This window comes from uncultured Brevundimonas sp. (assembly GCF_937870815.1).
In the GTDB taxonomy this organism is placed as follows: Bacteria; Pseudomonadota; Alphaproteobacteria; order Caulobacterales; family Caulobacteraceae; genus Brevundimonas.
In genome coordinates, this window is sequence record NZ_CALMZS010000013.1 from 1 (window position 1) to 24,239 (window position 24,239).

Genomic DNA, 24,239 nt, shown 5'->3' on the forward strand with positions numbered 1-24,239 from the left:
ACGCGGAAATTGTTGAAGGCCGACGAGCCCCAGCGCAGGAACTTGTATCTCTCTATGTTGCGCTCGTACTCGCGCTCGACGTTGCGTTCGAACGCCTTGCCGTCGCCGAAATGATCGACCATGACCGAGTGGTCGATGACCAGGTCGACGGGATTCAGCGGATTGATCTTCGTCGGGTCGGCGCCGAGGGCCGACATGGCGTCGCGCATGGCGGCCAGGTCGACCACCGCCGGCACCCCGGTGAAGTCCTGCATCAGCACCCGGGCCGGGCGGAAGGCGATCTCGTGCTCGACCGCGCCCTTGTTGTCGACCCAGGCGGCGATCGCCTTGAGGTCGGCTTCGGTGACCGAAACCCCGTCCTCGTTGCGCAGCAGGTTCTCCAGCAGCACCTTCATCGAGCGCGGCAGGCGGGAAATCCCGGCCAGGCCCGCTTCCTCGGCGGCCGGAAGGCTGTAATAGGCGTATTTCTTGCGCCCGACGGAGAGATCGCGCCGGGTGGAAAGGCTGTCGACTGACGGCATGGAGAGGCTTCCTCTGGTTCACGCCGCCCGACAATCCGGTTGCACGATCGCGCGGTCGACGGCGGGGCGCACAGGTCCCCGCCGCGCGCGGCGAACGCCTGCTGCGGCGAGGGCGGATATAGCGGTGGTTCCCCCGGGCGTCCATGTACCCGCGTCGCCGACACGGGTATTGAGAAGGGATCGCAACTACGGCCCGGCCCGCCGATGCTGACCGTCTCCGGCCTCGCCCTGTCCCGCGGCGAGCGGGTGCTGTTCCGCGACCTGTCCCTGTCGCTGTCCGCCGGCGAGGCCGTGGCCCTGACCGGGGCCAACGGGGCCGGCAAGACCAGCCTGCTGCGCGCCGTCGCCGGCTTCCTCCGCCCCGACGCCGGGACCGTCGCCTTCGCCGCCGCCGATCCGGCCGAGGCGCGCCGCCGCCACCTGCACTGGCTGGGCCATCTCGACGGCCTCAAGGGCGCCCGCCGCGCCCGGGAGGAGGTGACGTTTCAGGCCGGCTGGCTGGGCGCAGACCCCGGCGCCGTCGACGCCGCCGTCGACGTGCTGGCGCTGGAGCCCCTGCTCGACCTGGAGGTGCGCCAGCTGTCGGCCGGCCAGCGCCGCCGCCTCGCCTTCGCCCGGCTGATCGCCGCGCCCCGCCCGGTCTGGCTGCTGGACGAGCCGTTCGCGCCACTGGACGCGCGCTGGCGGGCGGCGCTGGGCCTGCTGATGCAGGCCCACCTCGACAAGGGCGGCGCCATCCTCGCCGCCGTCCACGATCCGCTGCCGGTGGCCGCCCGGGCGGTCGACATCGGCATGGCCAAGTGAGCTGGGCCTTTTTCATCGATGAATCGGGACAGGACCGGCGCGCCTCTCCCTATGAAGTGTTGGCGGCGGTCGCCGTCGAGGACCGTCGCATCTGGCCGCTCATCAGACAGATATCCGACGCTCAGCAGCACTATTTCGGCATGCGGTTGTTCGAGGCCTACGGCCGCGAGGCCAAGGCGCAGAAGTTGCTGAACGCAAAGACTTTCCGTCTTGCAGCCCAGATGGAGCCGATTTCCGAGGCGGACCGCTGCAGGCTGGCGCATGAGCTGTTGGTTGACGGGTCGAGGGTATCGCGGGAAAGGCTGACGGCCCTCGCCCAGGCCAAGATATCTTACAGCCGGTTCGTCTTGCGACTTGCAAAGCAGCACGGGGCGAAGGTCTTCGCCACCATCGTTCCAAGGGCTGCGCCCCGCCCGGTCCGGGCCGACGCCCTGCGCAAGGACTACGCCTATCTGTTTGAACGGCTGTATTACTTTTTAAACGGCCTGCCGAGCGACCCGATGGGCTTCCTGGTCTTCGATGAGTTCGACCGAAGTGCTTGCCACCTCCTGCTGGAACAGGTCTCGGCCTATTTCGTGCGCACGACGAACGGACGGACACGGAGCCGCCTCATCATTCCGGAGCCCTTCTTCGTGCACAGCGATCTGACCTCGCTTGTGCAGCTTTCAGACCTCGTGGCCTACACCGTAAGCTGGGGCGTGCGTCTTCACGGCATGGACGAGCCGGCTCGCGACAATCTGGCTGACATCGCCGACGATATTTTACGGTTGCGATTCAGCCGGCGCCTCGAAAGCGGCGAACGCCAGTCCGGCTTCAAGGTCATCAACGACCTTCGACCCGCCCGGGGCCGAAAATGAAAAAGGCAATGCTCCCGTTTCCGGTCACAAAGCCTCCACGGACCTATATGGTCTTCGAGCTCGCCATGGTCAAGGAACCGTCGTGACGGCCCTGCTCATCCTGTTCCGGCGCGAACTGGCGCTGGCCTGGTCGGGGGGCGGCGGGCCGTTGCTGGCCTGCGGCTTCTTCCTGTGCCTGACCGTGCTCGTGCCGCTCGCCGCGGGGGGCGATCCGGCCGGCCTGCGACCGGTCGCCGGCGGCGTCGCCTGGCTGGCCCTGGCCCTGTCGTCGACCCTGTCGCTGGAGCGGCTGTTCGAGCGCGACCTCGAGGACGGGGCGCTCGACCTGATCGCCCTCGGGCCGGTCCCGCTCGAGCTGGTGGTGCTGGCCAAGGCCGCGGCCCAGTGGCTGGCCGTCGGGATTCCCCTCGCCGTTACCGCCCCGATCGCGGCCATCACCCTCGGCCTGGCCCCCGATCTGGCCCCGCTGGTCGCCCTCTCCGCCCTGGTCGGCGCCCTCGGCTTCGCCCTGACCGGCGCGCTCGGCGCGGCGCTGGCGCTCGGCTCGAAGCGGGGCGGCCTGCTGATCGCCGTCGTCGTCCTGCCGCTGTTCATCCCGCCGGTGGTGTTCGGGGCCGGAGCGCTGGAGCGGGCCGCGAACGGCCTGTCGCCCATGCCCGCGCTGGCCTTCCTGACGGCCTATGTCCTGTTCGCCGCGGTGGTCACGCCGTTCGCGGGGGCCGCAGCGATCCGCAACGCGCAGGGATAGGCGGCCCGCGCTCAAGCAGCGAGCGACCGCGTCGCGAGCGATAGCGCCCTTCCAATCAGGCCTTCCTGACGAACTCGGTGCGCAGCACCAGGCCGCGGACCTTCTCGACATTGGCCTCGATCTCGTCGGGGTCGCCGGTCAGGCGGATGTTCTTCACCAGCGTGCCGCGCTTCAGCGTCACCCCGCCCGAGCCCTTGACCTTGAGGTCCTTGATCAGGGTCACGCTGTCGCCGTCGGCGAGCAGGTTGCCGTTGGTGTCCCTGGCGGCGTCTTCGCCCATGGTGCTGTCCCCCGTTTCGAGGCGCTGCTTTGGCACGCCGCGGGGGGCGGCCACAAGCCGCGCCGCCGCCGCGGCCTCCCGAAGTGGCGCCGGACGCGATCAGGCCCTAAAGAGCGCTTCTGATGTTCGGCCTCGCCAATCCCGACCGCTTCCTGCGCTTCACCCGACCGCTGACGCCGGCGGTCTGGGGGCTGGCCGGCGTCCTGCTGGCGGCGGCGACCTGGCTGGCCTTCGCCGCGCCCGAGGACTTCCGCCAGGGCGACACCGTGCGGATCATGTTCGTCCACGTCCCGGCCGCCTCGGCGGGACTGGCCGCCTACGCCGCCCTCGGGGTGTCGAGCTTCTTCGCCCTGGTGTTCCGCCATCCGCTGGCCGACGCCGCCGCCCGCGCGGCCGCCCTGCCGGGGGCCGCCTTCACCGGCCTCGCCCTGGTCACCGGCAGCCTCTGGGGCAAGCCGATGTGGGGCGCCTGGTGGGCCTGGGGGGATGCGCGGCTGATGTCGGTGCTGATCCTGTTCCTGTTCTACCTCGGCTACATGGCCCTGCGCGCCTCGATCGACGACGAGGCGAAGGCCGCGCGCGCCGCCGCCGTGCTCGGCCTGGTCGGACTGATCAACCTGCCGATCGTCAAATTCTCGGTCGACTGGTGGAACACCCTGCACCAGCCGGCCTCCCTGCTCAGGGCCGGCGGCCCGGCCATGCCGCCCGTCTACCTGGCCCCGCTGCTGGCCATGATGGCGGCCTGGGGCCTGTTCTTCGCCGCGGTCTGGCTGACCGCCATCCGCACCGAGATCGTCCGCCGCCGGGTGCTGTCGATCCGCGCCCGCCGCGCCCTGGAGGCCTGAGCATGATCGATCTGGACATGAGCCCCTACGCCGCCTTCGTCTGGCCCGCCTGGGCCATCAGCGGCGTCGCGCTCGCCGCCCTCGCCGGCCGCACCCTGCTGGCGGCGCGGCGCTGGTCGGCCGAGCTGAGGCGGCTCGAGGCCGAACAGGCGGGGGAGGGCTGAGCCATGAACCGCTGGTTCGCCGTCGTCCCCCTGCTGGCCCTCGTCGCCCTCGTGGTCTTCGCCGCCCTGCGCCTGGGCGACTTCGCCGGCCGCTCGCTGGCCGACGGCCGCGGCAGCGAATACCGGCCCGACGCCCTGGTCGGCCAGCCGGTCCCCGAGACCGTCCTGCCCATGCTGTCCGGGGCGGCGGCCGGGCCCGGCGTCATCGACCTGAAGACCGCCGGCGTCGGCCGGCCGATGCTGATCAACGTCTTCGCCAGCTGGTGCGCCCCGTGCCGGCTCGAACATCCGCAGCTGATGGCCCTGAAGGCGCGCGGCGTGGCCATCGTCGGCGTGGCCTGGAGGGACGACCCGGCCGCCACCCGCGCCTTCCTCGACGAGCTGGGCGATCCCTTTTCGATGGTGCTGGTCGACCGCGACGGCCGCGCCGGCCTCGACCTCGGCATCACCGGCGCCCCGGAGACCTTCGCCGTCGACGCCATGGGCCGGGTCACCGCCAAGGCCTCGGCGCCCCTGCTCGACCCGGCCGAGATCGATCGTCTGGTCGCCTCCATGCAGGCGCCGCCGCGCCCCCTGCCGACCGCCGACAGGGGCTGAGCGGCGGCCCGGCGTTAACCCTTTTCCGACGGATTTCGTTAACCCTGTCGGCATGAGCGCGATTCGTCCCCCGGCCCCCTCGCCGCTGTTCCCGGCCCAGGCCCCGCCGCCGCCCGTGCGCGCCTCGCGATCGGACTTCTTCCGCGCCGCCCTCGACGGCGCGGCCGGGCCGGACGCGGCGCCGGCGGACCCGCCGCGCACGCCCGAGCCTCGCCGCCCCCAGCGCCCCGGCGCCCTGCTCGACATCCGGGTCTGACCCCTCACGCGAAAATGAGCGGCGCGGGCCCGGCCGGCGTGGTTAAGGTGCGCGCCATGCGCACGAGGGGCTGGATCATCCCTGCGGCGGCCGCCCTGGCCGTCTCCATCGCGGCCGGGTCGAGGGCCCAGCCGTCGGGCCCCGCCGCGCCGCGCGCCGCGGTTCCGGCCGAGCCCGTGGTGGTCGAGCTGTTCACCGCCCAGGGCTGCGCCGGCTGTCCCGAGGCCAATGCGCGGGTCGAGGCCCTGGCCAGCACCCCCGGGGTCATCGCCCTGACCTATGCGGTCGACTACTGGGACTACCTGGGCTGGGCCGACACCTTCGCCCGGCCCGAGTTCGCCCAGCGCCAGCGCGCCTATCGCCGGCCGCTCAAGCTGCGCGCCATCGGCACCCCCCAGGTGGTCATCGACGGCCGCCGCCAGGTGCCCGGCGCCCTTGAGGCGGCGCTCGAGGCCGCCGTCGAGGAAGAGGCCGCCCGCCGGGTCTTCCCGCCCGAGATCGAGTTCCGCGAGGCCGGCGACCGGGTCGGCGTCGGCTCCGGCCGGGCCCCGGCCGGCGGGGCCGAGGTGGTGGCCGTCGTCTATCGCCCCGGCCCGCAGACGGTCGAGATCGAGCGCGGCGACAATCGCGGCCAGACCGTCCGCCAGGTCAATGTGGTCCGCTCGGTGCGCAGCCTCGGCGCCTGGAGCGGCCGCCCCGCCCTCTACGACCTGCCCGCCGGACTCGGCCCCGACGAGGCGGTCGCCGTCCTGGTGCAGGCCCGGGCCGACCGCCGCATCCTCAACGGCGCCGTCCTGCCGCCGGGCTGAGCGTCAGCTTTCGTCACTGGCGTCGCTGTCCAGGTTCAGACAGATGTGAGACGGCCCCTTGCATGAGGGGTGGGGGTCTCCGAGGCTTGGGTTGCGACACTCAAGATCACAGGAGACCCCCGGTGCAGGTTTTGGCCTACAAGGAACAATCTATCGCGGAGCGAGGCTGGCGTCTCGCCTGGCCGCGCCGACCTCGGACATAGCAGCGGCCAGGCGAGACGCCCTGCGCCGGTCCGAACAGGCCCGCCGGGACGGGCTGACGGCCCATGCGCCGCCGCCGCCGCCGACGGCCGGGGTCCGCTCATCCCCGTTCGGCGACGGCCCGGTGTCGATGGTGCGGCGGCTGGCCTCGGGCGAGCGCTGGAGCTTCGAGATCGACGCCCGCGGGGGCGAGACCCTGCGCATCGCCGCCATCGGCGACGGCGACACCAATGTCGACCTCACCGTCCGCGACGCCGCCGGCAAACTGCTCTGCGCCGACGGCTTCGGCGACCACTATCCGGTCTGCACCCTGGCCCCGGGCGCGCCGGCCCGGCTGCGGGTCCATGTGGTCAATCGCGGCGCCCTGTGGACCCGGGTCCAGGTGCTGTCGAACTAGAGCCTGATCGGTTGAGGAGGAATCGCTTCGCGATTCCGCCGATGCCGTGAATCAGGCTCCAGTATTAATGCTGGAGTCAGGCCCCGGCCTTTTTCGCGAAGGCCAGCGCCCCCGCGGCCAGCATGGGAACCTGGGCCGCCAGGGTCCGCGCATGGGCCGAGGCGGCGGTGCCGTCGCGGACCCGCCCGGCGATGCCCTGGCAGATGGCCGCCAGCCGGAACAGGTTGTAGGCGAACAGCCAGTCGAGGTTGGCCGGGCGGGCGCCGGTCAGGCCGGCGTAGCGCTCGACCATCTGCTCGACCGACGGGATGCCCAAGGCCGCGATGTCGGCCCCCGCCAGTCCGTTGCGGGCGGTGGCCGGGATCACCCAGGCGATCAGCAGGTAGGAGAAGTCGGCCATCGGGTCGCCCAGCGTCGACAGCTCCCAGTCCAGCACCGCCCGCACTTCGGGCGCGTCGGGGGCGAGGATCAGGTTGTCGAGCCGGAAGTCGCCATGGACGATCCGCGTCGGCCCCTCCGGCGGCAGGCTGGCCGGCAGGAATTCGATCAGCCGGTCCATGGCCGCGATCGGCTCGATCTCGGAGGCCCGGTACTGTTTGGTCCAGCGCCCGACCTGGCGCTCGAAATAGTTGCCCGGCCGGCCATGGTCGCCCAGGCCGACGGCGACGGGGTCGAAGGCGTGCAGCGCCGCCAGCGCCTCCACCTGGGCGTCGTAGACGGCCCGGCGCTCGGCCGGCCCCATGCCGGGCAGCTTCAGATCCCACAGCACCCGGCCCTCGACCTTGTCCATGACGTAGAACATCGAGCCGATCACGCCGTCGTCCGCGCACAGGGCCCAGGGCCGCGCCACCGGATAGCCCTGGGCGTGCAGGGCCGAGATGACCCGGAACTCCCGGTCCACCGCATGGGCCGAGGCCAGCAGGATGCCGGGCGGCTTCCTGCGCAGCACATAGACGCGGTCCGGCGTGGTCAGCTCATAGGTCGGATTCGACTGCCCGCCCTTGAACTGGCGGATCGTCAGCGGCCCGGCGTAGCCCTCGATATTCGCCGCCAGCCAGCGGTCCAGCGCCGCCTCGTCGAGCGCATAGCGGGGGTCGATCGCCCGGGTGCCGGAGAAGGTCGCCTGGGCGTCGTCGGGGGCGGGACTGGTCATGCGTCTTCCGGGTGGGCCGCGATGATGGCCGCGCGCACCGCGCCGCGCCAGCCCCTCAGCAGCCGCTCGCGCGCGCCCGCCTCCATCCGCGGCTCCCAGCGCGCCGGGGCCTCGACCGGGTGGTCCTCGAGGTCGCCGATCAGGCCGACGCCCAGCGCCGCCAGCCTGGCCGCCCCCAGCGCCGTCATCTCCTGGAAGGCGGGCCGCTCGACCGCGACCCCGCAGATGTCGGCCACGAACTGCATGGCGAAGGCGTTGGCGGTGACCCCGCCGTCGACCTTCAGCACCTTGAGCCTCGGCGCCCCGTCCCTGGCCAGGGCGTCGAGCAGATCGCGGGTCTGGTAGGCGAGGCTCTCCAGCGCCGCCCGCACCAGCTGGGCCGGGCCGCTGTCGCGCGTCAGGCCGACGATGGCGCCGCGCGCCTCCGGCTCCCACCACGGCGCCCCCAGGCCGGTGAAGCCGGGGACCAGATAGACGCCGCCGTTGTCGGCCAGGCCCCGGGCCATGGCCTCGGACTGGCGGGACTCGGAGATCACCTTCAGCCCGTCGCGCAGCCACTGGATGGCCGAGCCGGCCGAGAAGATCGACCCCTCCAGCGCATAGGCCGTCCGCCCGCCCGCGGCGTAGCCCAGGGTGGCGAGCAGCCGGCTGGTCGACGCCACGGGCCGGTCGCCGACATTGGCCACCAGAAAGGCCCCGGTGCCATAGGTGATCTTGGCGTCGCCGGGCTTCAGGGCCCCATGTCCCACCAGCGCGGCTTGTTGATCGCCCGCCGCCCCGTGGATCGGCAGGTCCGCGCCGAACAGGGACGGCTCGCAGTCGCCCAAGTGATCCGTGCAGCCGAGGATCTCCGGAAGTCCCGACATCGGGACATCGAACAGCTCCGCCAGATCGGGCCGCCACCGGCGGGTGGCCAGGTCCATCAGCGAGGTGCGGCTGGCGTTGGTGGCGTCGGTGACATGGCTGGCCCCGCCGGTCAGCTTCCAGATCAGCCAGGTCTCGATGGTGCCCAGCCGGACCTCGCCGCGTCCCGCCCGCTCCCGCGCCCCCGGGACCGCGTCCAGCAGCCAGGCGAATTTCGAGGCCGAGAAATAGGGGTCTAGGATCAGGCCGGTGGCCGCCTGCACCGCCGGCTCATGCCCGGCCGCGGCCAGCCGCGACGTCACGTCCGCGGTGCGCCGGTCCTGCCAGACGACGGCGCGGTGCAGCGGCTCGCCCGTCGCGGCGTCCCACAGCACCGAGGTTTCGCGCTGGTTGGTGATGCCGATGGCGGCGAACCGCCCGACGCCCCCGGCCCCGCGGATCACCTCGCGGCAGGTCCGCAGCGTCGCCGCCCAGATCTCCGCCGCGTCGTGCTCGACCCAGCCGGGCTTCGGGAAATGCTGGGCCAGCTCGATCTGGCTGACCGCCAGCGGCCGCAGCCGCCCCCCGTCCCCGCACTCGAAGGCGATGGCCCGGGTCGAGGTCGTGCCCTGGTCGATGGCGAGGATGAGGGACTTCATCCCGACAGGTTAGAGCGGCGGTGGGGAGACTCAACCGATCATCGCGGCGAAGCCGGAACCCATGAGTCGGGAGTTCGGGCCGGAAGGTTCATCACCAAGGACACAAAGGGTCACGAAGGACACGACGGGATCGGAGCCGGGCGCAGGCCCCGTTGTGCCCTTTGTGAGTTCTTCTTCGTGTCCTTGGTGATGAACCTACGGACCGTCAGGCCGACGCCCGCAAGCCCGGCTTTCGCCGGGATGGCCGGACCGGTATGTGTTCTCCATGCACACCGCCTCCTTCGCCGGCGTCCAGGACGCCGCTCGCCAGATCGCCGGTCACGCCGTGCGCACGCCGCTGGTCGAGAGCCCGGCCCTGAACGCCCATGTCGGCGGCCGGGTGCTGCTCAAGGCCGAGAACCTGCAGCGGGCCGGGGCCTTCAAATTCCGCGGCGCCTGGAACCGCATCAGCCGTCTCACCGACGACGAGAAATCGCGCGGCGTGGTCGCCTGGTCCTCCGGCAATCACGCCCAGGCGGTGGCCGCGGCGGCGCGGATGGTCGGGACCACCGCCGTCATCGTCATGCCCGCCGACAGCCCGGCGGTGAAGGTCGAGGGGGTCCGCGCCCTCGGCGGCGAGGTGCGGATGTACGACCGCTACAGCGAGAGCCGCGAGGCCATCGGCGAGGACATCGCCGCCTCCCGGGGCTCGGTGCTGGTCCCCCCGTTCGACGACCCCTTCGTCATCGAGGGCCAGGGCACGGTCGGGCTGGAGATGGTCGAACAGGCCAGGGCCGCCGGGACCCGCATCGATCAGCTGTTGTGCGGCGCCTCGGGCGGCGGGCTGATCGCCGGAATCAACCTGTCGATGGCGGCCCTGTCGCCGCACACGCCGGTGATCGCCGTCGAGCCGAAGCACTACAACGACACCCAGCTGTCGCTCGCGGCGGGAGAGCGGATGACCCATCCGCCCGCGCCGGGCGCCACGATCTGCGACGCCCTGATGACCGACCGCCCCGGCGAGCTGACCTTCCCGATCAACCGCCGCCTCGACCGGGTCGAGACCGTCTCCGACGCCGAGGTGGCCGAGGCGGTCCGCTACGCCTTCCGGGTGCTGAAGCTGGTGGTCGAGCCCGGCGGCGCCGTGTCGCTGGCGGCCCTGCTGGCCGGCAAGGTCGAGGCCAGGGACCGCACCACCGCCCTCGTCCTGTCCGGCGGCAACGTCGACCCGGCCCTGTTCGCGGCCATCATCGAAGACCGCTTCACCCCGATCGCCTGAGGAGGCCGCATGAGCCGCACCGAACGCAAGGGGACCCCCACCCCGGTCGCCGACCTGCCCGGCCTGGTCGGTCAGGAGATCGGCGTCAGCCGCTGGATCATGGTCGACCAGGCCCGCATCGACGCCTTCGCCGAGGTCACCGAGGACCGCCAGTTCATCCACATCGACCCCGAGGCGGCCAGGGCCACCCCGTTCGGGGGGACCATCGCCCACGGCTTCCTCACCCTCAGCCTGCTCTCGGCCATGACCTATGACGCCGTGCCGCCGCTGGAGGGGGTGGTCATGGGGGTCAACTACGGCTTCGACAGGCTGCGCTTCCTCGCCCCGGTGCCGGCGGGTTCGAACGTCCGCGGCCGGTTCAGACTGCTCTCGGCCGAGGACAAGGGCGGCGGCCGCTGGCTGCTCAAACACGAGGTCACGGTCGAGATCGAGGACGCGGAAAAGCCGGCCCTGGTGGCGGAATGGCTGGGCATGCAGGTGGTGGGCTGACTTGCCGAAACCGGGCGCCGGCATCATCTTGTGAATCGGAGTCGAGCCATGACCACTATCCCGATTTCCGGCGACAAGGTGAGCCTGACCGATCTGGTCCGTCGTGTCGAAGCCGGTGAGGACGTCGTGCTGTCGCACGGGGGCCGACCCGTGGCGCGCGTCAATTCTCTCGTCATGGGCGACCTGGCCCTGAAGCGGGCAAGGGCGATCGAAGCCGCCCATGTGGCCCTGCAGGGCGTCGTCTTCGACGAGACCTGCGCCGCGCGCAGCCAGGACTTCCTCTACGACGAAGACGGCCTGCCCGCATGATCGCGGTCGACACCTCGGCGCTGATGGCCGTCCTCCGCAAGGAGGAGCTCGGCCAGGCCTGCGAGGCGGCGCTGAAGACCGATCAGCCCATCCTCATGTCGGCCGCCACCGTGGCCGAATGCCTGATCGTCACCAGCCGCAAGCGCACGCTGCCCGGCATGAAGATTCTGCTCGATCTGCTCGAAATCAGGGTCATCGACGTCACATCCGAAGTCGCCCAAGCGGCGGCCGACGCCTACACCCTGTGGGGCAAGGGATTTCACGAGGCCGGTCTGAACTACGGCGACTGCTTCAGCTATGTCGCCGCCAGGACCCATGACTGCCCGCTGCTCTATGTCGGCGACGATTTCGCGCGGACCGATGTGGTCAGCGCGCTGGCCTGAGCCTGCCTCACCCCCCGCCGATCCCCTCGATCACGCGTCCGCTCCCCTCGCAGGTCGGACAGGGCCGGTCGCCGACCAGACCCGTGCCGTTGCAGCCGGGGCAGACGGTCTCGCCGGTCCCGGGCGCGCCGGGCCCGGCCGCGTCGCCGGGAGCGGGGGTGATGGGAACCTCGGTCATCCACCGGTAACGCGCCGGCGCGGGGGAGGGTTCACCCCTCGCCCAGACACCTCAGCGCCACTTCGAGGTTGCGCAGCCCGTCCTCGCCGGTCACGGCCGCCGGTTCGCCGGTGCGGATGGCGTGGGCGAAGGCCTCCAGCTCCTTCTTCAGCGGCTCGGCCGGCCAGCTGTTGACCGCCCGGGTCTGGTAGGAGCCGTCGGCCTGCTGGCCGAAATATTCGGTGACCTGGCGGGTGATCAGGTCGGCCACCACGAACTTGTTCCTCGTCGCCACCTGCAGGGTGCGGACCTTGTAGGGGGTGACCCAGTTGGTGGTGATGTGGGCGATGACCCCGTTCTCCAGCCGGAATTGCAAGAGGGCGGTGTCCTCGCGCTCGGCCCGGGTGCGGGCCAGCTGCGGCTGGACCTCGACGATCTCGCTGTCGGTCAGGTGGCGGATGATGTCGATGTCGTGCACCGCCAGGTCGATGACCACCCCGACCTCGCCCATGCGCGGCGGGAAGGGACCGACGCGGGTGATCTGTATGGAGATGATGTCGTCGCCGTCGATGGCCCGCTTGACCGCGTCCACGGCCGGATTGAAGCGCTCGACCTGGCCGACCATCAGCACCCGGTCGTTGGCCCTGGCGGCGTCGATGATGCGCCGGGCGTCGGCCACCGTCGCGGCGATCGGCTTTTCGACCAGCACATGGACGCCCTTTTCCAGCAGGGCCACGCCGAGGTCGGCGTGGGTGCGGTTCGGCGTCGCCACCACGGCGGCGTCCAGGCCCGCGCCGACGAAGGCCTCCGCCGTGGTCAGCGGGCTGGCGCCATAGGCCGCGGCCACCCCCTCGGCGGTGGCGGCGTCGGGGTCGAAGACATGGGTCAGTTCGACGTCGCGGATGTCGGACAGCACCCGGGCGTGGTTGCGGCCCATGACGCCCGCGCCGGCGACGCCGAACCTGAGGACTTGCTGGTGCTGGGTCATCGGATCAGCCCCCGAACGAGGCCACGGCGGCGATGATGCGGTCCTGGGTGGCCTCGTCCAGGTCGGCATGCATCGGCAGGCTGATGACCCGCTGCATCAGCCGCTCGGTGACCGGCAGCCCCTGCGGCCCGCGCGGATACATCTCATAGGCCGGCTGCAGGTGCAGCGGGACCGGATAATAGACCGCCGTGGGCACGCCCTGGGCCTTCAGATGGGCCGCCAGCCCGTCGCGATCCTCGTGCTCGACGGTGTACTGGGCCCAGGTGGAGACCTGACCCTCCGGGACCTCCGGAACCGCCGCCACATGCGGCCGCAGGCCCTCGCCGTAGCGGGCGGCGATGCGGTTGCGCCATTCGATCTCCTGGCCGAACACCTTCAACTTCTCGATCAGCACCGCCGCCTGGATGGTGTCCAGCCGGCTGTTCAGGCCGATGCGCATGTTCAGGTATTTGGGGTCGTGGTCGAAGCTCCGGCCTTCCAGGTCCCGCGCCACCGCCTTGCCGTGCACGCGGAGCGAATCGATCAGCTGGGCCAGGTCGTCGTCGTCGGTCAGCACCGCCCCGCCGTCGCCGTAGCAGCCCAGCGGCTTGGCCGGAAAGAAGCTGGTGGTGGTGATGTCGGCCCACTTCAGCGGATGGTCGCCGTCGATGGTGCAGCCGAATCCTTGCGCGGAATCGGCGATGAGTTTCAGGCCGTACCGGTCGCAGACGGCGCGGATGGCCGGATAGTCGGCCGGCCGGCCGAACAGGTCGACGGCGATGACCGCGCGCGGCTTCAGCCGACCCTCCTTCAGCGTCGCCTCGACGGTCGCCTCCAGATGTCCGGGATCCATATTGTAGGTGTTCGGGTCGACGTCGATGAACACCGGCTCGGCCTCGAACCACGGCACGATCTCGGCGGTGGCGGCGAAGGTGAAGCTGGGCACGAAGACCGCGTCGCCGCGGCCGATCCCCCACGCCATCAGCGGCAGGGCCAGGGCGTCGGTGCCGTTGGCGCAGCCCAGCGCATGCCCGGCCCGGCCGAAGGCGGCCAGATCGGCCTCGAACCGGCGCACCTGCGGGCCCATCACCCAGGCCCCCCCGGCCACGGCCTCCTGCACGGCGGCCTCGATGGCGCCGTTCAGGCGCAGCCGCTGGGCCTGCAGGTCGATGAAGGGAAGGGTCATGCCGCGGTCTCCGTCCGCGCGGGCGGGCCGCGCCGGGGCAGCGCTCCCTAGCAAATCGTCCGCCGCCAAGCCAAATCCGGCCGGGTCACTTCCCGTGACGGGTTGCAACGACGCGCCGGAACGCCGTATGCCCGGCCATCATGGCATCCGGCGTTCCGGCCGCCTTCCTCGATCGCGACGGCGTGCTGATCGAGGATTGCGGCTATCCCCATCTCGACGAGCATCTGCGCTTCACGCCCGGCGCCTGCGAGGCGGTGCGGCGCCTCAATGGGCTCGGCTATCTGTGCGTGGTCGTCACCAACCAGTCGGGGGTCGCCCGCGGCCTGTTCAGCGAGGACCGGATGAAGGCCTTCAACGCCCTGCTGGTGCGGCGGATGGCGGCGCACGGGGCGGTGATCGGCGCGGTCTACGCCTGCCCCTTCCACGCCGAGGCCCTCGACGAACGCTACCGCCACCCCGACCACCCGGACCGCAAGCCCAATCCCGGCATGATCCTGCGGGCCATCGGGGAGCATCACATCGATCCGGCGAAATCCTTCCTGATCGGCGACCAGCCGTCGGACCTCGAGGCCGCCCGCCGCGCCGGCCTGCCCGGTTTCCGCTTCGAGGGCGGCAACCTCGATGATTTCGTAAAAGACCTGTTCGGCCATTGATGGATTTCCCCGGCCGGTGAATTACTGCCGCCGGACGTCGGAGCCCCCCATGACCCAGACCTTCGCCGAACGCCGCTGGACCAGTCCCGACGGGCTCAGCCTCTACGCCCGCGACTACGCCGCCGCCTCCGGCCCGGCGAAGCTGCCGGTGATCGCCATCCACGGCCTGACCCGCAACTCGGCCGACTTCGGAACCCTCGCCCCCCTGATCGCCCAGAGCGGCCGCCGGGTGCTGGCCGTCGACGTGCGCGGCCGCGGCCAGTCGGACCGCGCCCCCGACCCGATGACCTACCAGCCGCTGAACTACGCCCATGACGTGCTGGCCCTGATGGACCAGGCCGGGATCGCCCGCGCCGTCTTCCTCGGCACCTCGATGGGCGGGCTGATCACCATGGCCCTGGCGGCGATCCGCTCGAAGGTCGTCGCCGCCGCCATCCTCAACGACATCGGCCCCGAGGTGGCCAGGGAGGGGCTGGCCCGCATCGCCGCCTATTCCGGCCAGCCGGTCGACACCCCGACCTGGGCCGAGGCCGCGGCCTATGTGAAGTCGATCAACGCGGTCGCCTTCCCCCGCTACACCGAGGCCGACTGGGACGCCTTCGCCCGCCGCACCTTCCGGATCGGCACGGAGGGGGCGCCGGTGCTGGACTACGACCCCGACATCGCCGTGCCGATCAAGGCGGCGGGGGCCAGGGCCCTGGCCCCCAACCTGTGGCCGATGTTCGGGCGGCTGACCAGGGCCCGGCCGGTGCTGCTGGTGCGCGGCCAGACCTCCGACCTGCTCAGCGAAAAGATCGCCGCAAAGATGCGCCGGCGGGCCCCGAGGATGGACTATGTCGAGGTCCCCGGCGTCGGCCACGCCCCGATGCTCGACGAGCCCGAGGCCAGGGCGGCGATCTTCCCGTTCCTGGGCGAGGTGAATTGAAGCGAGGCAGTAGGCAGTAGGCAGTAGGAACAGTTGCGCGAGCCGCCGCCACTTCCTTCCTACTGCCTACTGCCTACTCCCTCAGTCCGGCACGTTCGCTTCCAGCTCATCCAGCCACACCCGCGCCGTCGCGTCCGACGGCGCCCGCCAGTCGCCGCGCGGGCTCAGTGAACCGCCGGTGACCACCTTGGGCCCGTTGGGCAGGGCCGAGCGCTTGAACTGGGCGGTCTGGAAGAAGCGAACGAGGAATTTCCGCAGCCAGTGTTTGATGGCGGCGAGATCGTATTCGACCTTCTCGCCGTCGGGCGTCCCGGCCGGCCAGTGACCGGCCGCCGCGTCCTTCCAGGCCTGATGGGCCAGCCAGGCCACCTTCGACGGCTTCAGGCCGAAGCGGGTGACGTGGAACAGGAAGAAGTCGTTCAGCGCATAGGGCCCGACCGCCTCCTCGGTGGACTGGATCCGGCCGTCCACGGCCGGAACCAGCTCCGGCGAGATCTCGGTGCCGAGGATGCCGCGCAGCACCGGGACCGCCTCCGGCCCGACCACCTCGCGGTCCGCCACCCAGCGGATCAGGTGGCGCATCAGCGTCTTCGCCACCCCGCCGTTGACGTTGTAGTGGCTCATGTGGTCGCCGACGCCATAGGTCGACCAGCCCAGGGCCAGTTCCGACAGGTCGCCGGTGCCCAGCACGAAGGCGCCGTTCTGGTTGGCGAGGCGGAACAGATAGTCGGTGCGCAGCCCCGCCTGCACGTTCTCGAAGGTGATGTCGTGGACCGGCTCGCCCCTGGCGGACGGATGGCCGATGGCCTCGAGCATGGTCGTCGCGGTCGGCTTGATGTCGATCTCGGCCCCGGTGACGCCCAGCGCCCTCATCAGCGCCCAGGCGTTGGACCGGGTCCCCTCCGAGGTGGCGAAGCCCGGCAGGGTGTAGCCGAGGATGCCGCTTCTCGGCAGGCCCAGCCGGTCGAAGGCGCGGCAGGCGACCAGCAGGGCCTGGGTCGAATCCAGCCCGCCCGAGACGCCGATGACGACCTTCTCGCCACGGGTCGCCTTCAGCCGCCGCATCAGCCCCTGCACCTGGATGTTGAAGGCCTCGTAACAGTCCTGGTCCAGCCGGGCCGGATCGTCGGGCACGAAGGGGAAGCGGTCGAGCGGGCGGATCAGGTCGGCGGACGGCCCCGGCCCGGCCTCGAACGGGACCACGGTGACGGCCTCCCCCTCCAGCCGGACGCAGTCGGCGAAGGTGCCGTTGCGCAGCCGGTCCAGACCGATCCGCTCCACATCGATGTCGGCCACGGTCAGGTGCGATTCCAGCGCGAACCGCTCGCCCTCGGCCAGCCGGGCGCCCAGTTCGTGGATCGTCGCCTGCCCGTCCCAGGCCAGGTCGGTGGTGCTCTCGCCCCAGCCCGAGGCGGTGAAGACATAGGCCGACAGCGTCCGCGTCGACTGGCTGGCGCACAACAGGGCGCGTTCGTCCGCCTTGCCGATGACGATGTTGGAGGCTGACAGGTTGAGCAGGATGCGCGCCCCGGCCAGCGCCGCCCGCGTCGAGGGCGGCTGCGGGGCCCAGAAATCCTCGCAGATCTCGACCGCGAAGACGAAGCCGGGCCGGTTGACGGCCTCGAAGACGAGCCCCGGGGCGAAGTCGACGGTGTCGCCGCCGAGCGCCACCGCATCCTCCGACCGGCTGGCCGCCGGGGCGAACCAGCGCTTCTCATAATACTCCCGGTAGTTGGGGAGATAGGTCTTGGGCACGACGCCCAGCACGCCGCCCGCGCCCAGCACCACGGCGCAGTTGAAAAGGGCGTCGCCGTTGCGCACCGGCGCCCCGGCCACGACGATCACCCCGGCCGCGTCGGCGGCCTCGGCGACCCGGACGATCTGCCGCTCCACCTCGTCCAGCAGCGCCGCCTGCATCAGCAGGTCGTCGATGGCGTAGCCGCTCAGGCTCAGCTCGGGAAAGACGATCAGGTCGACGCCCCGTTCGGCCGCCTGCCGGATCAGGGCGACATGCTCGTCGGCGTTGGCGACCGGGTCGGCGGTGTGCACCACCGGGGTGGCCGCGGCGACGCGGACGAAGCCGTGGGCGGCGGTGCTGTGGAAGGGGTGGGTCGTCGGCATCGGTCTTTCCGGTCGTCCCACGGGACGAAGTTCCGCACCTTCTATCAGGCCCCGCTCAAGGACGCCAAAGACGCCCTGCGCTCCTGCCGACCCTGTCGCTCCACATTTTTGTGGACTTACACACTTGTGTGGCGCACTCCATGTTCATGAACAGCAAAGAGCTCAAGAAGTGGCTGTCTGCCCAAGGTGCGACTTTCCAGTCTCACAAGGGCGGCTCTGGCCATCTCACGGTTCGGCTCAACGGACGCACCAGTCAGTTGCCGATGCACGGTGGCGGCAAGGAACTCGGCAAGGGCCTTGTTCAGAAGATAAAGAAGGACCTGGGACTCTAATGGCGCACTACCCTTTGACCCTCACCAGGGACGGGAGCGACTTTCTCGTCACCTGTCCCATGTTGCCGGAAGTCACTTCATTCGGGGAAACTCGAGACGAGGCCATCGAGAACGGCACAAACGCGGTGCTTGAGGCTATAGCTGCGAGGATCGCTGTTGGGGAAAGCGTCCCCGTCGGTCGGATTATGATGGCTCCGGGTCAGGCCGTCGCGCGGGTCTCCTTTAATGTCGAGGCCAAGGTTCATCTGCACAATGCGATGCTGCACGAACAGGTCAGCACCGCGGAGCTTTCACGGCGAATGGGCGTGGCGTCCAGAACCACGGTTGATCGGCTTCTCGATCTCGACCACGTCTCCAGGACCGATCAGATCACGGCGGCCTTCAACGCGCTCGGCTACGATACCCTGATGGAGGCGCGGCGCCGGGCCTGATCCGGGACGGTTGGTCCCGGCCAAGACGCCGGGTGACGACGGCGGTCAGGCTCGCTAAAGCCAACCCTATGAACGACGCGCCGAAAAAGGGCTGGCTCTCGCGGCTGACCGAGGGTCTGTCCCGCTCCTCGAAACAGATGACCGAGCAGGTCGTCGCCGCCTTCGTCAGGGAGCCCCTGTCCGAGGCCGCCCTCGAGGGGCTGGAGGAGCATCTGCTGGAGAGCGACCTCGGCCCGGCCGCGACCGACCGCATCGTCGCCCGCTTCCGCGAGCTGCGCTTCGGGGCCGGGGCCGACGAGCGCGAGGTCAGGGAGGCGCTGGCCGAGGCCGTCGCCGCCGAACTGGCCGGGCATGAGGCCCGCTACGAGCCGCTGGGCGGCCCGCGCCCCTTCGTCACCCTGTTCGTCGGCGTCAACGGCTCGGGCAAGACCACCACCCTGGGCAAGATCGCCGCCGACCTGACCGGGCGGGGGGCGAAGGTGATGATCGTGGCCTGCGACACCTTCCGCGCCGCCGCCCGCGAACAGCTCAAGGTCTGGGCCGACCGCGCCGGCGCCGCCTTCGAGAGCCGCCGCGACGGGGCCGACCCCGCCGGCCTCGCCTTCGACGCCTACACCCGGGCCCGGGCCGAGGGCTTCGACGTGGTGCTGATCGACACCGCCGGCCGGCTGCAGAACAAGCAGGCGCTGATGGACGAACTGCTCAAGATCGTTCGGGTGCTGAAGAAGATCGATCCCGAGGCCCCGCACGAGACCCTGCTGGTGCTCGACGCCACGGTCGGCCGCAACGCCCTGGCCCAGGAACAGATCTTCGGCCGCACCGCCTATGTCTCCGGCCTGGTGATGACCAAGCTGGACGGCACCGCCCGCGGCGGGGTGCTGGTGCCGGTGGCCCAGGCCTCCGACGCCCCGATCAAGCTGATCGGCGTGGGCGAGGGCGTCGACGATCTGCAACCGTTCGACGCCCGGGCCTTTTCACGGTCTCTGGCGGGGCTCGAGGACTGACGCATGAGCGAGCCTGAACCCATCGCACCGCGCCCCGCGCCGAAAGAATCGAACCTGCGCCAGCTGGTCGATTTCGGCGGCCTGCTGGCCTTCGGCCTCGCCTTCCTCGCCTTCCGCCTGCGCGGGCTGGACGGCGACGCGGCCCTCGTCAACGCCACCTGGTTCCTCGTCGCCGGCTCGGCCGTCGGCGTCGCGGTCGGCCTGATCGTCGAGAAACGGCTGGCCGTGCTGCCGCTGCTGGTCGGCGGCTTCGCCCTGGTTTTCGGCCTGCTGACCCTGCTCACCGGCGACGGCCTCTGGGTCAAGCTCAAGGTCACCATCCTCAACGCCTGCCTCGCCGTCGCCCTGCTGGGCGGCCTGGTCGTCGGCAAGCAGCCGTTGCGGGCGCTGCTCGGCACGGTGATCCCGATCAACGACCGCGCCTGGCGCATCCTCACCTTGCGCTACGGCCTGTTCTTCCTGGCGGTGGCGGCCACCAATGAAATGATCCGCAGCGAGGCGCTGGTCGGCTGGGCGGCGGGCCGGGCCGGGCGGCCCGACATCGACCCCGCCGACGTCTGGGTCAGCTTCCGCGGCGTGCTGTGGGTGGCCTCGTCGGCGTTCGGCCTGTCGCAGATCCCGCTGATCCTGCGCAACCTGACCTCGACCGACAGCCCGGTCGATCCGATGGCCCCGGCCGGGCCCGACCGGGCGCCCTGACGGCGGTCCCGGACGGCGGCGGAACCGTCCGTCGTCAAACCGTTAAGCGCGGCTGCTACCCATGCCGTGCAACCGAGGGGATACGGTCTATGGTCAAGTCCAGCGGCAAGGCCAGACGCGGCGGGCTCGCCGCCTCGCCCAGCCACCTGATGCACCGCGCCCTGCAGCTGGCGCTCGACATCTATGCCGAGGAGGCGGGCCCCGACGGCCTGACCCAGCGCCAGTTTGCGGTTCTGGAGGCGGTGTCGCACAGGTCCGGCCTGACCCAGACCGACCTGGTCCGCGCCACCGGCATCGACCGTTCGACCCTGGCGGATCTGGTCGCGCGCATGACCGCCCGCGGGCTGCTGGACCGCGAACGCTCGACCCTCGACGCCCGCGCCAAGGCGGTGCGTCTGTCGGCGGCGGGCGAGGCCGCCCTCGAGGCCGCCCGGCCCCGCGTCGAGGCCGCCGACCGGCGCATCCTGGCCCTGCTGCCCAAGGCCAAGCGCGACGGCTTCCTGGCCCTGCTCGCCGGCCTGGCCGGCGAGGCCGACGCCGCGCCGGACAAGGCCAGGGCCGAGGCCAAGGCCGCCAAGAAGGCCGCCCGCGAGGCGAAGAAGGCCGAAAAACTGGCCCGGAAATCGGCCCGCCCCGACAAACCGACCAAGCCGACCAAGCCAGGCAAGCCGGGCAAGCCGGCCAAGGCCGCCCGGCTCAAGCTCGTCGAACCGGCCTGAGCCTCGTCTCGCCCGCCGGGGAGACCGAAGCCGGCGCCCTAGTCCATCAGCTGCTGCGCCAGATAGACGTAGTGGCGCGCCCAGCGCCGGGCGTTGGCCACCGGGTCGGCGTCGTTCGAATGCCCGCCCGCGGTCTCCTCGTAATAGAGGTGGTCGTGGCCCATCGCCGCCAGCCGCGCCGCGAATTTGCGCGCATGGCCCGGATGCACCCGGTCGTCGCGGGTGTTGGTGGTGATATAGACACGGGGATAGTCCGCGTCCGGACGAAGTTGCTGATAGGCCGAATAGCGGGCGATCCAGGCGGCTTCCTCGGGGAGGCGCGGGTCGCCGTATTCGCCCATCCACGAGGCCCCGGCCGGCAGTTCGTGATAGCGCAGCATGTCGATCAGCGGGCTCTCGATCACCGCCGCATTGATCAGCTCCGGGTGCTGGGTCATCGTCACCGAGGTCAGCACCCCGCCGTTGGAGCGGCCGTAGATGCCGGTGCGGCGCGGGCTGGTGATGCCCCGCCGGTGCAGGTCGGCGGCCACCGCCGCGAAGTCGTCGAAGGCCAGCTGGCGATTCTCCTTCAGCACGCTCTGGTGCCACTGCGGCCCGAACTCGCCGCCGCCGCGGATGTTGGCCTGGACGAAGACCCCGCCGTTCTCCAGCCACAGCCGGCCCATCTCGGGCTTGTAGGCGGGCGGGAAGCTGACCTGGAAACCGCCGTAGCCGAACAGGATGGTCGGGGCCGACCCGTCCATGGCCATGTCGCGCGGCCGGGTGACGAAATAGGGGATCTTCGTCCCGTCCGACGAGGTCGCCTCGAACTGCTCGACCACATGGGTCGAGGCGTCGAACTTGGCGGGGGCGGACCGGAGTTCAGTGATCCTCGCGGCCGAAACCTCCGCGAGGCTGAGCGTCGGCGGCGTCAGGAAGCCCTGGGTCGAGACGAACACCTCGCCCCGCGATTTCGAACTATCGCCCAGGCCGACGGCGCTGTTGGCCGGAACGGCGATGTCGGTGGCGCGCCAGTGAGGATGACGCGCGTCGTCGGTTGCCATGTTGAAACGCTTCAACGTACCGACGACATTGTCCGACACCACGGCCAGGACGCTGTCGGACAAGACGCGAACACTGTCGATCGACTGCCGCTCACCCGGCGCAAAAATCACGCCGGGGTTGCCGTTGGTGCGAGGCATCTCCGCCTGCGAGAGCTCGTCGAGCCCGGCGATGATGAGCGCCCCGGCCGGCATCGGCCCGCCGGGAATGACCCAGTCCTCGTCCAGCGAGAACACCAGCTGGCCGCCCATGGTCCCATGGATGCCGACCCGCTCGGGCAGGTTCAGTCTGACCGCCCGGCCATCGACCCAGCGCCAGGTCTCGGCACGGAAGGTGTCCAGCGGGCGGTGGAACAGCACCGCCTCGATCCGCCCGTCCCCGTCCCGATACACGCCCGGGCTGACCCCGTAGCCGCCGTCGCCGATGTCGCCGCGATAGACCTCGGTCGCCTCGGCCAGCGTCTGCCCGCGGGTCAGCGATTTGACGATGAACGGATAGCCACTCTCGGTCAGGGTGTCCGGGCCGAAATCGGTGGCGACCAGAAGCGTGTCGCGGTCCAGCCATTCCAGCCGGTGCTTGCCCTCGGGCAGGACGAACCCTCCGTCCACGAATGATCTTGTCGGGATGTCGAACTCGCGCACCACGACGGCGTCCTTGCCGCCGTCCGACAGGCTGACCAGGCAGCGCGTCTCGTCCGGCGCCAGGCAGTCGGCCCCCTTCCACACCCAGTCCCGGCCCTCGGCCCGCGCCAGGGCGTCGATGTCCAGCAGCGTCTCCCACCGCGTCGCGTCCGAGCGGTAGCTGTCCAGCGTCGTGCGCCGCCAGATCCCCTTCGGATTGGCCGCGTCCTGCCAGAAATTGCCGATGCCCTCGCCGAGGAAAACCGGCGCCGGGATGCGGTCCGTCGCCGACAGGATGTCGAAGGCCTGCCGGCGGAAGGTCTCGTAGCGGGGGTCCTCCTCCAGCGCCGCCAGCGCCCTGCGGTTGGACTCCGCCACGAAGGCCATGGCCCCGGCCCCCTCGACCTCCTCCAGGGCCAGATGGTCGTCGGCGGCGCGCACCCCGGCCGGGGTCAGGTCGGCCGGGAAATGCGGCGGCGCGGCGGCGGCCGGCGGCTCCAGCGGCCCTTCCACCCGGTCCGGGGCGAGGCCGTAGATCGGCCGCTCGGGCGCGCCCGCCGCGCAGCCGGAGAGCAGCAGGGCCGGAAGGGCGGCGGTCAGGAACAGGCGGTTCATCTCAGGCTCCGGGTCAGGTCGGTCGGCCGCCGGCTGATCCGCCGCGCCGTTCGTGCAGATTGGCCCCGGCGGCGCGGCCGCCGCCGGTTGGTCGGGCGGCACCTTACCCGGGCGCCGCCCTGTCACAAGCCGCCCGGGGGGAGGTTACGGTTTTGTCATTCGGGGCGGGCCCGGGCGACCGCGGGCTCCGCCCCTCGCGCCCCAACCCTCGCGCCCCGCCCCTCGCCGGGGGCTCACTGGCCCTCGTCGGGGATGCGCAGGGCGTTGCCGCAGGCCTTGCAGTGCACCGCGTCCGGATCGTGCTTCTGCAGGCCGCACTGATCGCAGGGCCAGCGCACCTTGTGCGGCCGCACCAGGGTCTGGGCGAGGCGCAGGAACAGGGTGATGCCGGTCAGCATGATGATGATCGACAGCACGCGGCCCCAGTTGCCCGGCAGGGTGATGTCGCCGAAGCCGGTCGTGGTCAGGGTGGCGACGGTGAAATACAGGGCGTCGAGATAGCCGTGCAGGTCCTCGTGCCGGGCCCGGAAGGTGGCGTAGACGAAGCCGGTGGCCACGAACACAAAGGTCACCAGCGCCGCCAGCGCCCGGGTCACCTCCTCCACCCGGGTGTCGTCGAATTTGCGGCCGACAGTGCTCCAGAAAAAGTCGGAGCTCAGCAGGGTCCACAGCCGCAGCATCCTCAGGAAGCCGAAATTGTTCAGCGAATGCGGGAACATCAGCGTCGCCAGGATGAACAGGTCGATCCAGGTCGACGGCTTCCTCAGCCAGTCCTTGATGTCGGTGAAGGCCAGCGCCCGGGCGGTCAGGTCGGCCGCCAGCACCAGGGCGATGGCGATGTCGGCGACATAGAAGGCCCATCCCGCCTCGCGCAGGATCGGCGCCGCCAGAAAGAAGCCGATGATGGCGAAATCGACGACGATCACGGCCATCCGGAAGCGCACCGCGGCCGGCGACGAGCCGTGGTAGAGGTAGCGCATCCGCGCCCGCACCCGCCATCCCTGGCGGGTCGGACCGGTTCCGGATTCGCTGTCGGCGCGGCTCATCACCCAGCGATAACGCGCGTCGCTCGCGCACGGAACCGGCAAACCCTATATCGATCCGATGACCCGCCCCTACGTCCGCATGAACGGCGCCGGCAACGACTTCGTCGTCGTCAATGCGCTGGAGACGCCGTTCACGCCGGACGCCGGCCA

30 protein-coding genes are annotated in these 24,239 nt (G+C 70.9%); 20 read left to right on the top strand and 10 right to left on the bottom strand.

Annotated elements, in window-relative coordinates; all coding sequences use genetic code 11:
* The coding region (locus tag Q0588_RS00980; protein WP_298742941.1) for an aconitase family protein at nucleotides 1-521 on the bottom strand (521 nt) is incomplete at its 3' end.
* 204 nt (nucleotides 522-725) lie between these two features.
* On the opposite strand from Q0588_RS00980, the gene ccmA reads away from it, so the two are divergent.
* From ccmA to ccmB, 3 genes are all read left to right on the top strand, one after another.
* On the top strand, nucleotides 726-1,325 hold the full coding sequence (ccmA, locus tag Q0588_RS00985) for a heme ABC exporter ATP-binding protein CcmA (protein WP_298742943.1): 600 nt from the start codon (nucleotides 726-728) through the stop codon (nucleotides 1,323-1,325).
* Nucleotides 1,322-2,182, top strand: a complete 861-nt coding sequence (locus Q0588_RS00990) for a DUF3800 domain-containing protein (protein WP_298742945.1) — start codon at nucleotides 1,322-1,324, stop codon at nucleotides 2,180-2,182. The genes ccmA and Q0588_RS00990 overlap by 4 nt, the downstream gene beginning before the upstream one ends.
* A gap of 82 nt (nucleotides 2,183-2,264) precedes the next feature.
* Complete coding sequence (ccmB, locus tag Q0588_RS00995; RefSeq protein ID WP_298742949.1) at nucleotides 2,265-2,930, top strand: heme exporter protein CcmB; 666 nt, start codon at nucleotides 2,265-2,267, stop codon at nucleotides 2,928-2,930.
* 55 nt (nucleotides 2,931-2,985) lie between these two features.
* Here ccmB and Q0588_RS01000 read toward each other — a convergent pair whose 3' ends face one another.
* Entirely contained in the window at nucleotides 2,986-3,210 is a 225-nt protein-coding gene (locus tag Q0588_RS01000) for an alkylphosphonate utilization protein (protein ID WP_298742951.1), read from the bottom strand.
* A gap of 122 nt (nucleotides 3,211-3,332) precedes the next feature.
* Here Q0588_RS01000 and ccmC point away from each other — a divergent pair, with 122 nt between their 5' ends.
* From ccmC to Q0588_RS01030, 6 genes are all read left to right on the top strand, one after another.
* Entirely contained in the window at nucleotides 3,333-4,055 is a 723-nt protein-coding gene (gene ccmC, locus Q0588_RS01005) for a heme ABC transporter permease CcmC (RefSeq protein ID WP_298742953.1), read from the top strand.
* Between the two features lie 2 nt (nucleotides 4,056-4,057).
* Entirely contained in the window at nucleotides 4,058-4,219 is a 162-nt protein-coding gene (gene ccmD / locus Q0588_RS01010; RefSeq protein ID WP_298742955.1) for a heme exporter protein CcmD, read from the top strand.
* A 3-nt stretch (nucleotides 4,220-4,222) separates the two neighbouring features.
* Nucleotides 4,223-4,816: a DsbE family thiol:disulfide interchange protein gene (locus tag Q0588_RS01015; RefSeq protein WP_298742957.1), complete on the top strand. Its 594-nt coding sequence runs from the start codon at nucleotides 4,223-4,225 to the stop codon at nucleotides 4,814-4,816.
* Between the two features lie 52 nt (nucleotides 4,817-4,868).
* Complete coding sequence (locus Q0588_RS01020) at nucleotides 4,869-5,072, top strand: hypothetical protein (RefSeq protein ID WP_298742959.1); 204 nt, start codon at nucleotides 4,869-4,871, stop codon at nucleotides 5,070-5,072.
* Nucleotides 5,073-5,128: 56 nt separating this feature from the next.
* On the top strand, nucleotides 5,129-5,881 hold the full coding sequence (locus Q0588_RS01025) for a thioredoxin family protein (protein WP_298742961.1): 753 nt from the start codon (nucleotides 5,129-5,131) through the stop codon (nucleotides 5,879-5,881).
* Between the two features lie 325 nt (nucleotides 5,882-6,206).
* Nucleotides 6,207-6,479 (top strand): hypothetical protein, encoded by a 273-nt coding sequence (locus Q0588_RS01030; protein WP_298742963.1) that lies wholly within the window; start codon nucleotides 6,207-6,209, stop codon nucleotides 6,477-6,479.
* Between the two features lie 76 nt (nucleotides 6,480-6,555).
* Here the strand turns inward: Q0588_RS01030 and Q0588_RS01035 are convergent, their stop codons facing one another.
* Both Q0588_RS01035 and glpK read right to left on the bottom strand, forming a co-directional pair.
* Complete coding sequence (locus Q0588_RS01035) at nucleotides 6,556-7,632, bottom strand: phosphotransferase family protein (RefSeq protein ID WP_298742965.1); 1,077 nt, start codon at nucleotides 7,630-7,632, stop codon at nucleotides 6,556-6,558.
* Nucleotides 7,629-9,134 (bottom strand): glycerol kinase GlpK, encoded by a 1,506-nt coding sequence (gene glpK / locus Q0588_RS01040; protein ID WP_298742966.1) that lies wholly within the window; start codon nucleotides 9,132-9,134, stop codon nucleotides 7,629-7,631. The genes Q0588_RS01035 and glpK overlap by 4 nt, the downstream gene beginning before the upstream one ends.
* A 265-nt stretch (nucleotides 9,135-9,399) precedes the next feature.
* Between glpK and Q0588_RS01045 the strand changes: the two genes are divergently transcribed.
* From Q0588_RS01045 to Q0588_RS01060, 4 genes are read left to right on the top strand one after another with little or no spacing between them, the layout of a single operon-like run.
* Nucleotides 9,400-10,392, top strand: coding sequence for a threonine/serine dehydratase (locus tag Q0588_RS01045; protein WP_298742967.1), 993 nt, complete (start codon nucleotides 9,400-9,402; stop codon nucleotides 10,390-10,392).
* A 9-nt stretch (nucleotides 10,393-10,401) separates the two neighbouring features.
* Nucleotides 10,402-10,881 carry a MaoC family dehydratase gene (locus Q0588_RS01050; protein ID WP_298742969.1) on the top strand — a complete coding sequence of 160 codons (480 nt, stop codon included), beginning with the start codon at nucleotides 10,402-10,404 and terminating at the stop codon, nucleotides 10,879-10,881.
* A 48-nt stretch (nucleotides 10,882-10,929) separates the two neighbouring features.
* A complete protein-coding gene (locus Q0588_RS01055) occupies nucleotides 10,930-11,190 on the top strand; it encodes a type II toxin-antitoxin system prevent-host-death family antitoxin (RefSeq protein ID WP_298742971.1) in 261 nt (86 codons plus the stop codon).
* Nucleotides 11,187-11,573 (top strand): type II toxin-antitoxin system VapC family toxin, encoded by a 387-nt coding sequence (locus tag Q0588_RS01060; RefSeq protein ID WP_298742973.1) that lies wholly within the window; start codon nucleotides 11,187-11,189, stop codon nucleotides 11,571-11,573. Before Q0588_RS01055 ends, Q0588_RS01060 begins: the two co-directional genes overlap by 4 nt.
* Nucleotides 11,574-11,580: 7 nt before the next feature.
* On the opposite strand, the gene Q0588_RS01065 is transcribed toward Q0588_RS01060, so the two are convergent.
* Genes Q0588_RS01065 through Q0588_RS01075 form a run of 3 tightly spaced genes read right to left on the bottom strand, consistent with a single transcriptional unit; the run spans nucleotide 11,581 to nucleotide 13,883 of the window.
* Complete coding sequence (locus tag Q0588_RS01065; RefSeq protein WP_298742975.1) at nucleotides 11,581-11,751, bottom strand: hypothetical protein; 171 nt, start codon at nucleotides 11,749-11,751, stop codon at nucleotides 11,581-11,583.
* Nucleotides 11,752-11,782: 31 nt separating this feature from the next.
* Nucleotides 11,783-12,718 (bottom strand): Gfo/Idh/MocA family oxidoreductase, encoded by a 936-nt coding sequence (locus Q0588_RS01070; protein ID WP_298742977.1) that lies wholly within the window; start codon nucleotides 12,716-12,718, stop codon nucleotides 11,783-11,785.
* Between the two features lie 4 nt (nucleotides 12,719-12,722).
* Nucleotides 12,723-13,883, bottom strand: coding sequence for a DegT/DnrJ/EryC1/StrS aminotransferase family protein (locus tag Q0588_RS01075; RefSeq protein ID WP_298742979.1), 1,161 nt, complete (start codon nucleotides 13,881-13,883; stop codon nucleotides 12,723-12,725).
* A gap of 140 nt (nucleotides 13,884-14,023) precedes the next feature.
* Here Q0588_RS01075 and Q0588_RS01080 point away from each other — a divergent pair, with 140 nt between their 5' ends.
* Nucleotides 14,024-14,536, top strand: coding sequence for an HAD family hydrolase (locus Q0588_RS01080; protein WP_298742981.1), 513 nt, complete (start codon nucleotides 14,024-14,026; stop codon nucleotides 14,534-14,536).
* A gap of 49 nt (nucleotides 14,537-14,585) precedes the next feature.
* A complete protein-coding gene (locus Q0588_RS01085; RefSeq protein WP_298742982.1) occupies nucleotides 14,586-15,461 on the top strand; it encodes an alpha/beta hydrolase in 876 nt (291 codons plus the stop codon).
* Between the two features lie 81 nt (nucleotides 15,462-15,542).
* Here the strand turns inward: Q0588_RS01085 and Q0588_RS01090 are convergent, their stop codons facing one another.
* Complete coding sequence (locus Q0588_RS01090; protein ID WP_298742984.1) at nucleotides 15,543-17,582, bottom strand: NAD(+) synthase; 2,040 nt, start codon at nucleotides 17,580-17,582, stop codon at nucleotides 15,543-15,545.
* A 140-nt stretch (nucleotides 17,583-17,722) separates the two neighbouring features.
* Between Q0588_RS01090 and Q0588_RS01095 the strand changes: the two genes are divergently transcribed.
* The 5 genes from Q0588_RS01095 to Q0588_RS01115 all read left to right on the top strand — a co-directional run bounded on the left by Q0588_RS01095 (nucleotide 17,723) and on the right by Q0588_RS01115 (nucleotide 20,767).
* On the top strand, nucleotides 17,723-17,914 hold the full coding sequence (locus Q0588_RS01095) for a type II toxin-antitoxin system HicA family toxin (protein WP_298742985.1): 192 nt from the start codon (nucleotides 17,723-17,725) through the stop codon (nucleotides 17,912-17,914).
* On the top strand, nucleotides 17,914-18,345 hold the full coding sequence (locus tag Q0588_RS01100; RefSeq protein WP_298742987.1) for a type II toxin-antitoxin system HicB family antitoxin: 432 nt from the start codon (nucleotides 17,914-17,916) through the stop codon (nucleotides 18,343-18,345). Before Q0588_RS01095 ends, Q0588_RS01100 begins: the two co-directional genes overlap by 1 nt.
* A gap of 68 nt (nucleotides 18,346-18,413) precedes the next feature.
* On the top strand, nucleotides 18,414-19,349 hold the full coding sequence (ftsY, locus tag Q0588_RS01105; RefSeq protein WP_298742989.1) for a signal recognition particle-docking protein FtsY: 936 nt from the start codon (nucleotides 18,414-18,416) through the stop codon (nucleotides 19,347-19,349).
* A gap of 3 nt (nucleotides 19,350-19,352) precedes the next feature.
* The gene (locus Q0588_RS01110) at nucleotides 19,353-20,048 is read left to right on the top strand and encodes a septation protein IspZ (protein WP_298742991.1); all 696 of its coding nucleotides are present in this window, start codon (nucleotides 19,353-19,355) and stop codon (nucleotides 20,046-20,048) included.
* Nucleotides 20,049-20,137: 89 nt separating this feature from the next.
* Nucleotides 20,138-20,767, top strand: a complete 630-nt coding sequence (locus Q0588_RS01115) for a MarR family winged helix-turn-helix transcriptional regulator (protein WP_298742993.1) — start codon at nucleotides 20,138-20,140, stop codon at nucleotides 20,765-20,767.
* A gap of 38 nt (nucleotides 20,768-20,805) precedes the next feature.
* Here the strand turns inward: Q0588_RS01115 and Q0588_RS01120 are convergent, their stop codons facing one another.
* Nucleotides 20,806-23,043, bottom strand: coding sequence for a prolyl oligopeptidase family serine peptidase (locus tag Q0588_RS01120; RefSeq protein WP_298742995.1), 2,238 nt, complete (start codon nucleotides 23,041-23,043; stop codon nucleotides 20,806-20,808).
* 233 nt (nucleotides 23,044-23,276) lie between these two features.
* A complete protein-coding gene (locus Q0588_RS01125) occupies nucleotides 23,277-24,089 on the bottom strand; it encodes a potassium channel family protein (protein WP_298742997.1) in 813 nt (270 codons plus the stop codon).
* Nucleotides 24,090-24,239 lie beyond the last annotated feature (150 nt).

Excerpts from the sequence above, each read along its gene's own strand:
- Q0588_RS01035 (WP_298742965.1), bottom strand. The coding sequence starts at position 7,632 with ATGACCAGTCCCGCCCCCGACGACGCCCAGGCGACCTTCTCCGGCACC.
- Q0588_RS01120 (WP_298742995.1), bottom strand. The coding sequence starts at position 23,043 with ATGAACCGCCTGTTCCTGACCGCCGCCCTTCCGGCCCTGCTGCTCTCC.
- Q0588_RS01045 (WP_298742967.1), top strand. The coding sequence starts at position 9,400 with ATGCACACCGCCTCCTTCGCCGGCGTCCAGGACGCCGCTCGCCAGATC.
- Q0588_RS01020 (WP_298742959.1), top strand. The coding sequence starts at position 4,869 with ATGAGCGCGATTCGTCCCCCGGCCCCCTCGCCGCTGTTCCCGGCCCAG.
- Q0588_RS01070 (WP_298742977.1), bottom strand. The coding sequence starts at position 12,718 with ATGACCCAGCACCAGCAAGTCCTCAGGTTCGGCGTCGCCGGCGCGGGC.
- glpK (WP_298742966.1), bottom strand. The coding sequence starts at position 9,134 with ATGAAGTCCCTCATCCTCGCCATCGACCAGGGCACGACCTCGACCCGG.
- Q0588_RS01075 (WP_298742979.1), bottom strand. The coding sequence starts at position 13,883 with ATGACCCTTCCCTTCATCGACCTGCAGGCCCAGCGGCTGCGCCTGAAC.
- Q0588_RS01090 (WP_298742984.1), bottom strand. The coding sequence starts at position 17,582 with ATGCCGACGACCCACCCCTTCCACAGCACCGCCGCCCACGGCTTCGTC.
- Q0588_RS01050 (WP_298742969.1), top strand. The coding sequence starts at position 10,402 with ATGAGCCGCACCGAACGCAAGGGGACCCCCACCCCGGTCGCCGACCTG.
- Q0588_RS01100 (WP_298742987.1), top strand. The coding sequence starts at position 17,914 with ATGGCGCACTACCCTTTGACCCTCACCAGGGACGGGAGCGACTTTCTC.
- ccmA (WP_298742943.1), top strand. The coding sequence starts at position 726 with ATGCTGACCGTCTCCGGCCTCGCCCTGTCCCGCGGCGAGCGGGTGCTG.
- ccmC (WP_298742953.1), top strand. The coding sequence starts at position 3,333 with ATGTTCGGCCTCGCCAATCCCGACCGCTTCCTGCGCTTCACCCGACCG.
- Q0588_RS01025 (WP_298742961.1), top strand. The coding sequence starts at position 5,129 with ATGCGCACGAGGGGCTGGATCATCCCTGCGGCGGCCGCCCTGGCCGTC.
- Q0588_RS01085 (WP_298742982.1), top strand. The coding sequence starts at position 14,586 with ATGACCCAGACCTTCGCCGAACGCCGCTGGACCAGTCCCGACGGGCTC.
- Q0588_RS01060 (WP_298742973.1), top strand. The coding sequence starts at position 11,187 with ATGATCGCGGTCGACACCTCGGCGCTGATGGCCGTCCTCCGCAAGGAG.
- Q0588_RS01000 (WP_298742951.1), bottom strand. The coding sequence starts at position 3,210 with ATGGGCGAAGACGCCGCCAGGGACACCAACGGCAACCTGCTCGCCGAC.
- Q0588_RS01110 (WP_298742991.1), top strand. The coding sequence starts at position 19,353 with ATGAGCGAGCCTGAACCCATCGCACCGCGCCCCGCGCCGAAAGAATCG.
- Q0588_RS01065 (WP_298742975.1), bottom strand. The coding sequence starts at position 11,751 with ATGACCGAGGTTCCCATCACCCCCGCTCCCGGCGACGCGGCCGGGCCC.
- Q0588_RS01095 (WP_298742985.1), top strand. The coding sequence starts at position 17,723 with ATGTTCATGAACAGCAAAGAGCTCAAGAAGTGGCTGTCTGCCCAAGGT.
- Q0588_RS01125 (WP_298742997.1), bottom strand. The coding sequence starts at position 24,089 with ATGAGCCGCGCCGACAGCGAATCCGGAACCGGTCCGACCCGCCAGGGA.
- Q0588_RS01015 (WP_298742957.1), top strand. The coding sequence starts at position 4,223 with ATGAACCGCTGGTTCGCCGTCGTCCCCCTGCTGGCCCTCGTCGCCCTC.
- Q0588_RS01080 (WP_298742981.1), top strand. The coding sequence starts at position 14,024 with ATGGCATCCGGCGTTCCGGCCGCCTTCCTCGATCGCGACGGCGTGCTG.
- Q0588_RS01055 (WP_298742971.1), top strand. The coding sequence starts at position 10,930 with ATGACCACTATCCCGATTTCCGGCGACAAGGTGAGCCTGACCGATCTG.
- Q0588_RS01115 (WP_298742993.1), top strand. The coding sequence starts at position 20,138 with ATGGTCAAGTCCAGCGGCAAGGCCAGACGCGGCGGGCTCGCCGCCTCG.
- ccmD (WP_298742955.1), top strand. The coding sequence starts at position 4,058 with ATGATCGATCTGGACATGAGCCCCTACGCCGCCTTCGTCTGGCCCGCC.
- ftsY (WP_298742989.1), top strand. The coding sequence starts at position 18,414 with ATGAACGACGCGCCGAAAAAGGGCTGGCTCTCGCGGCTGACCGAGGGT.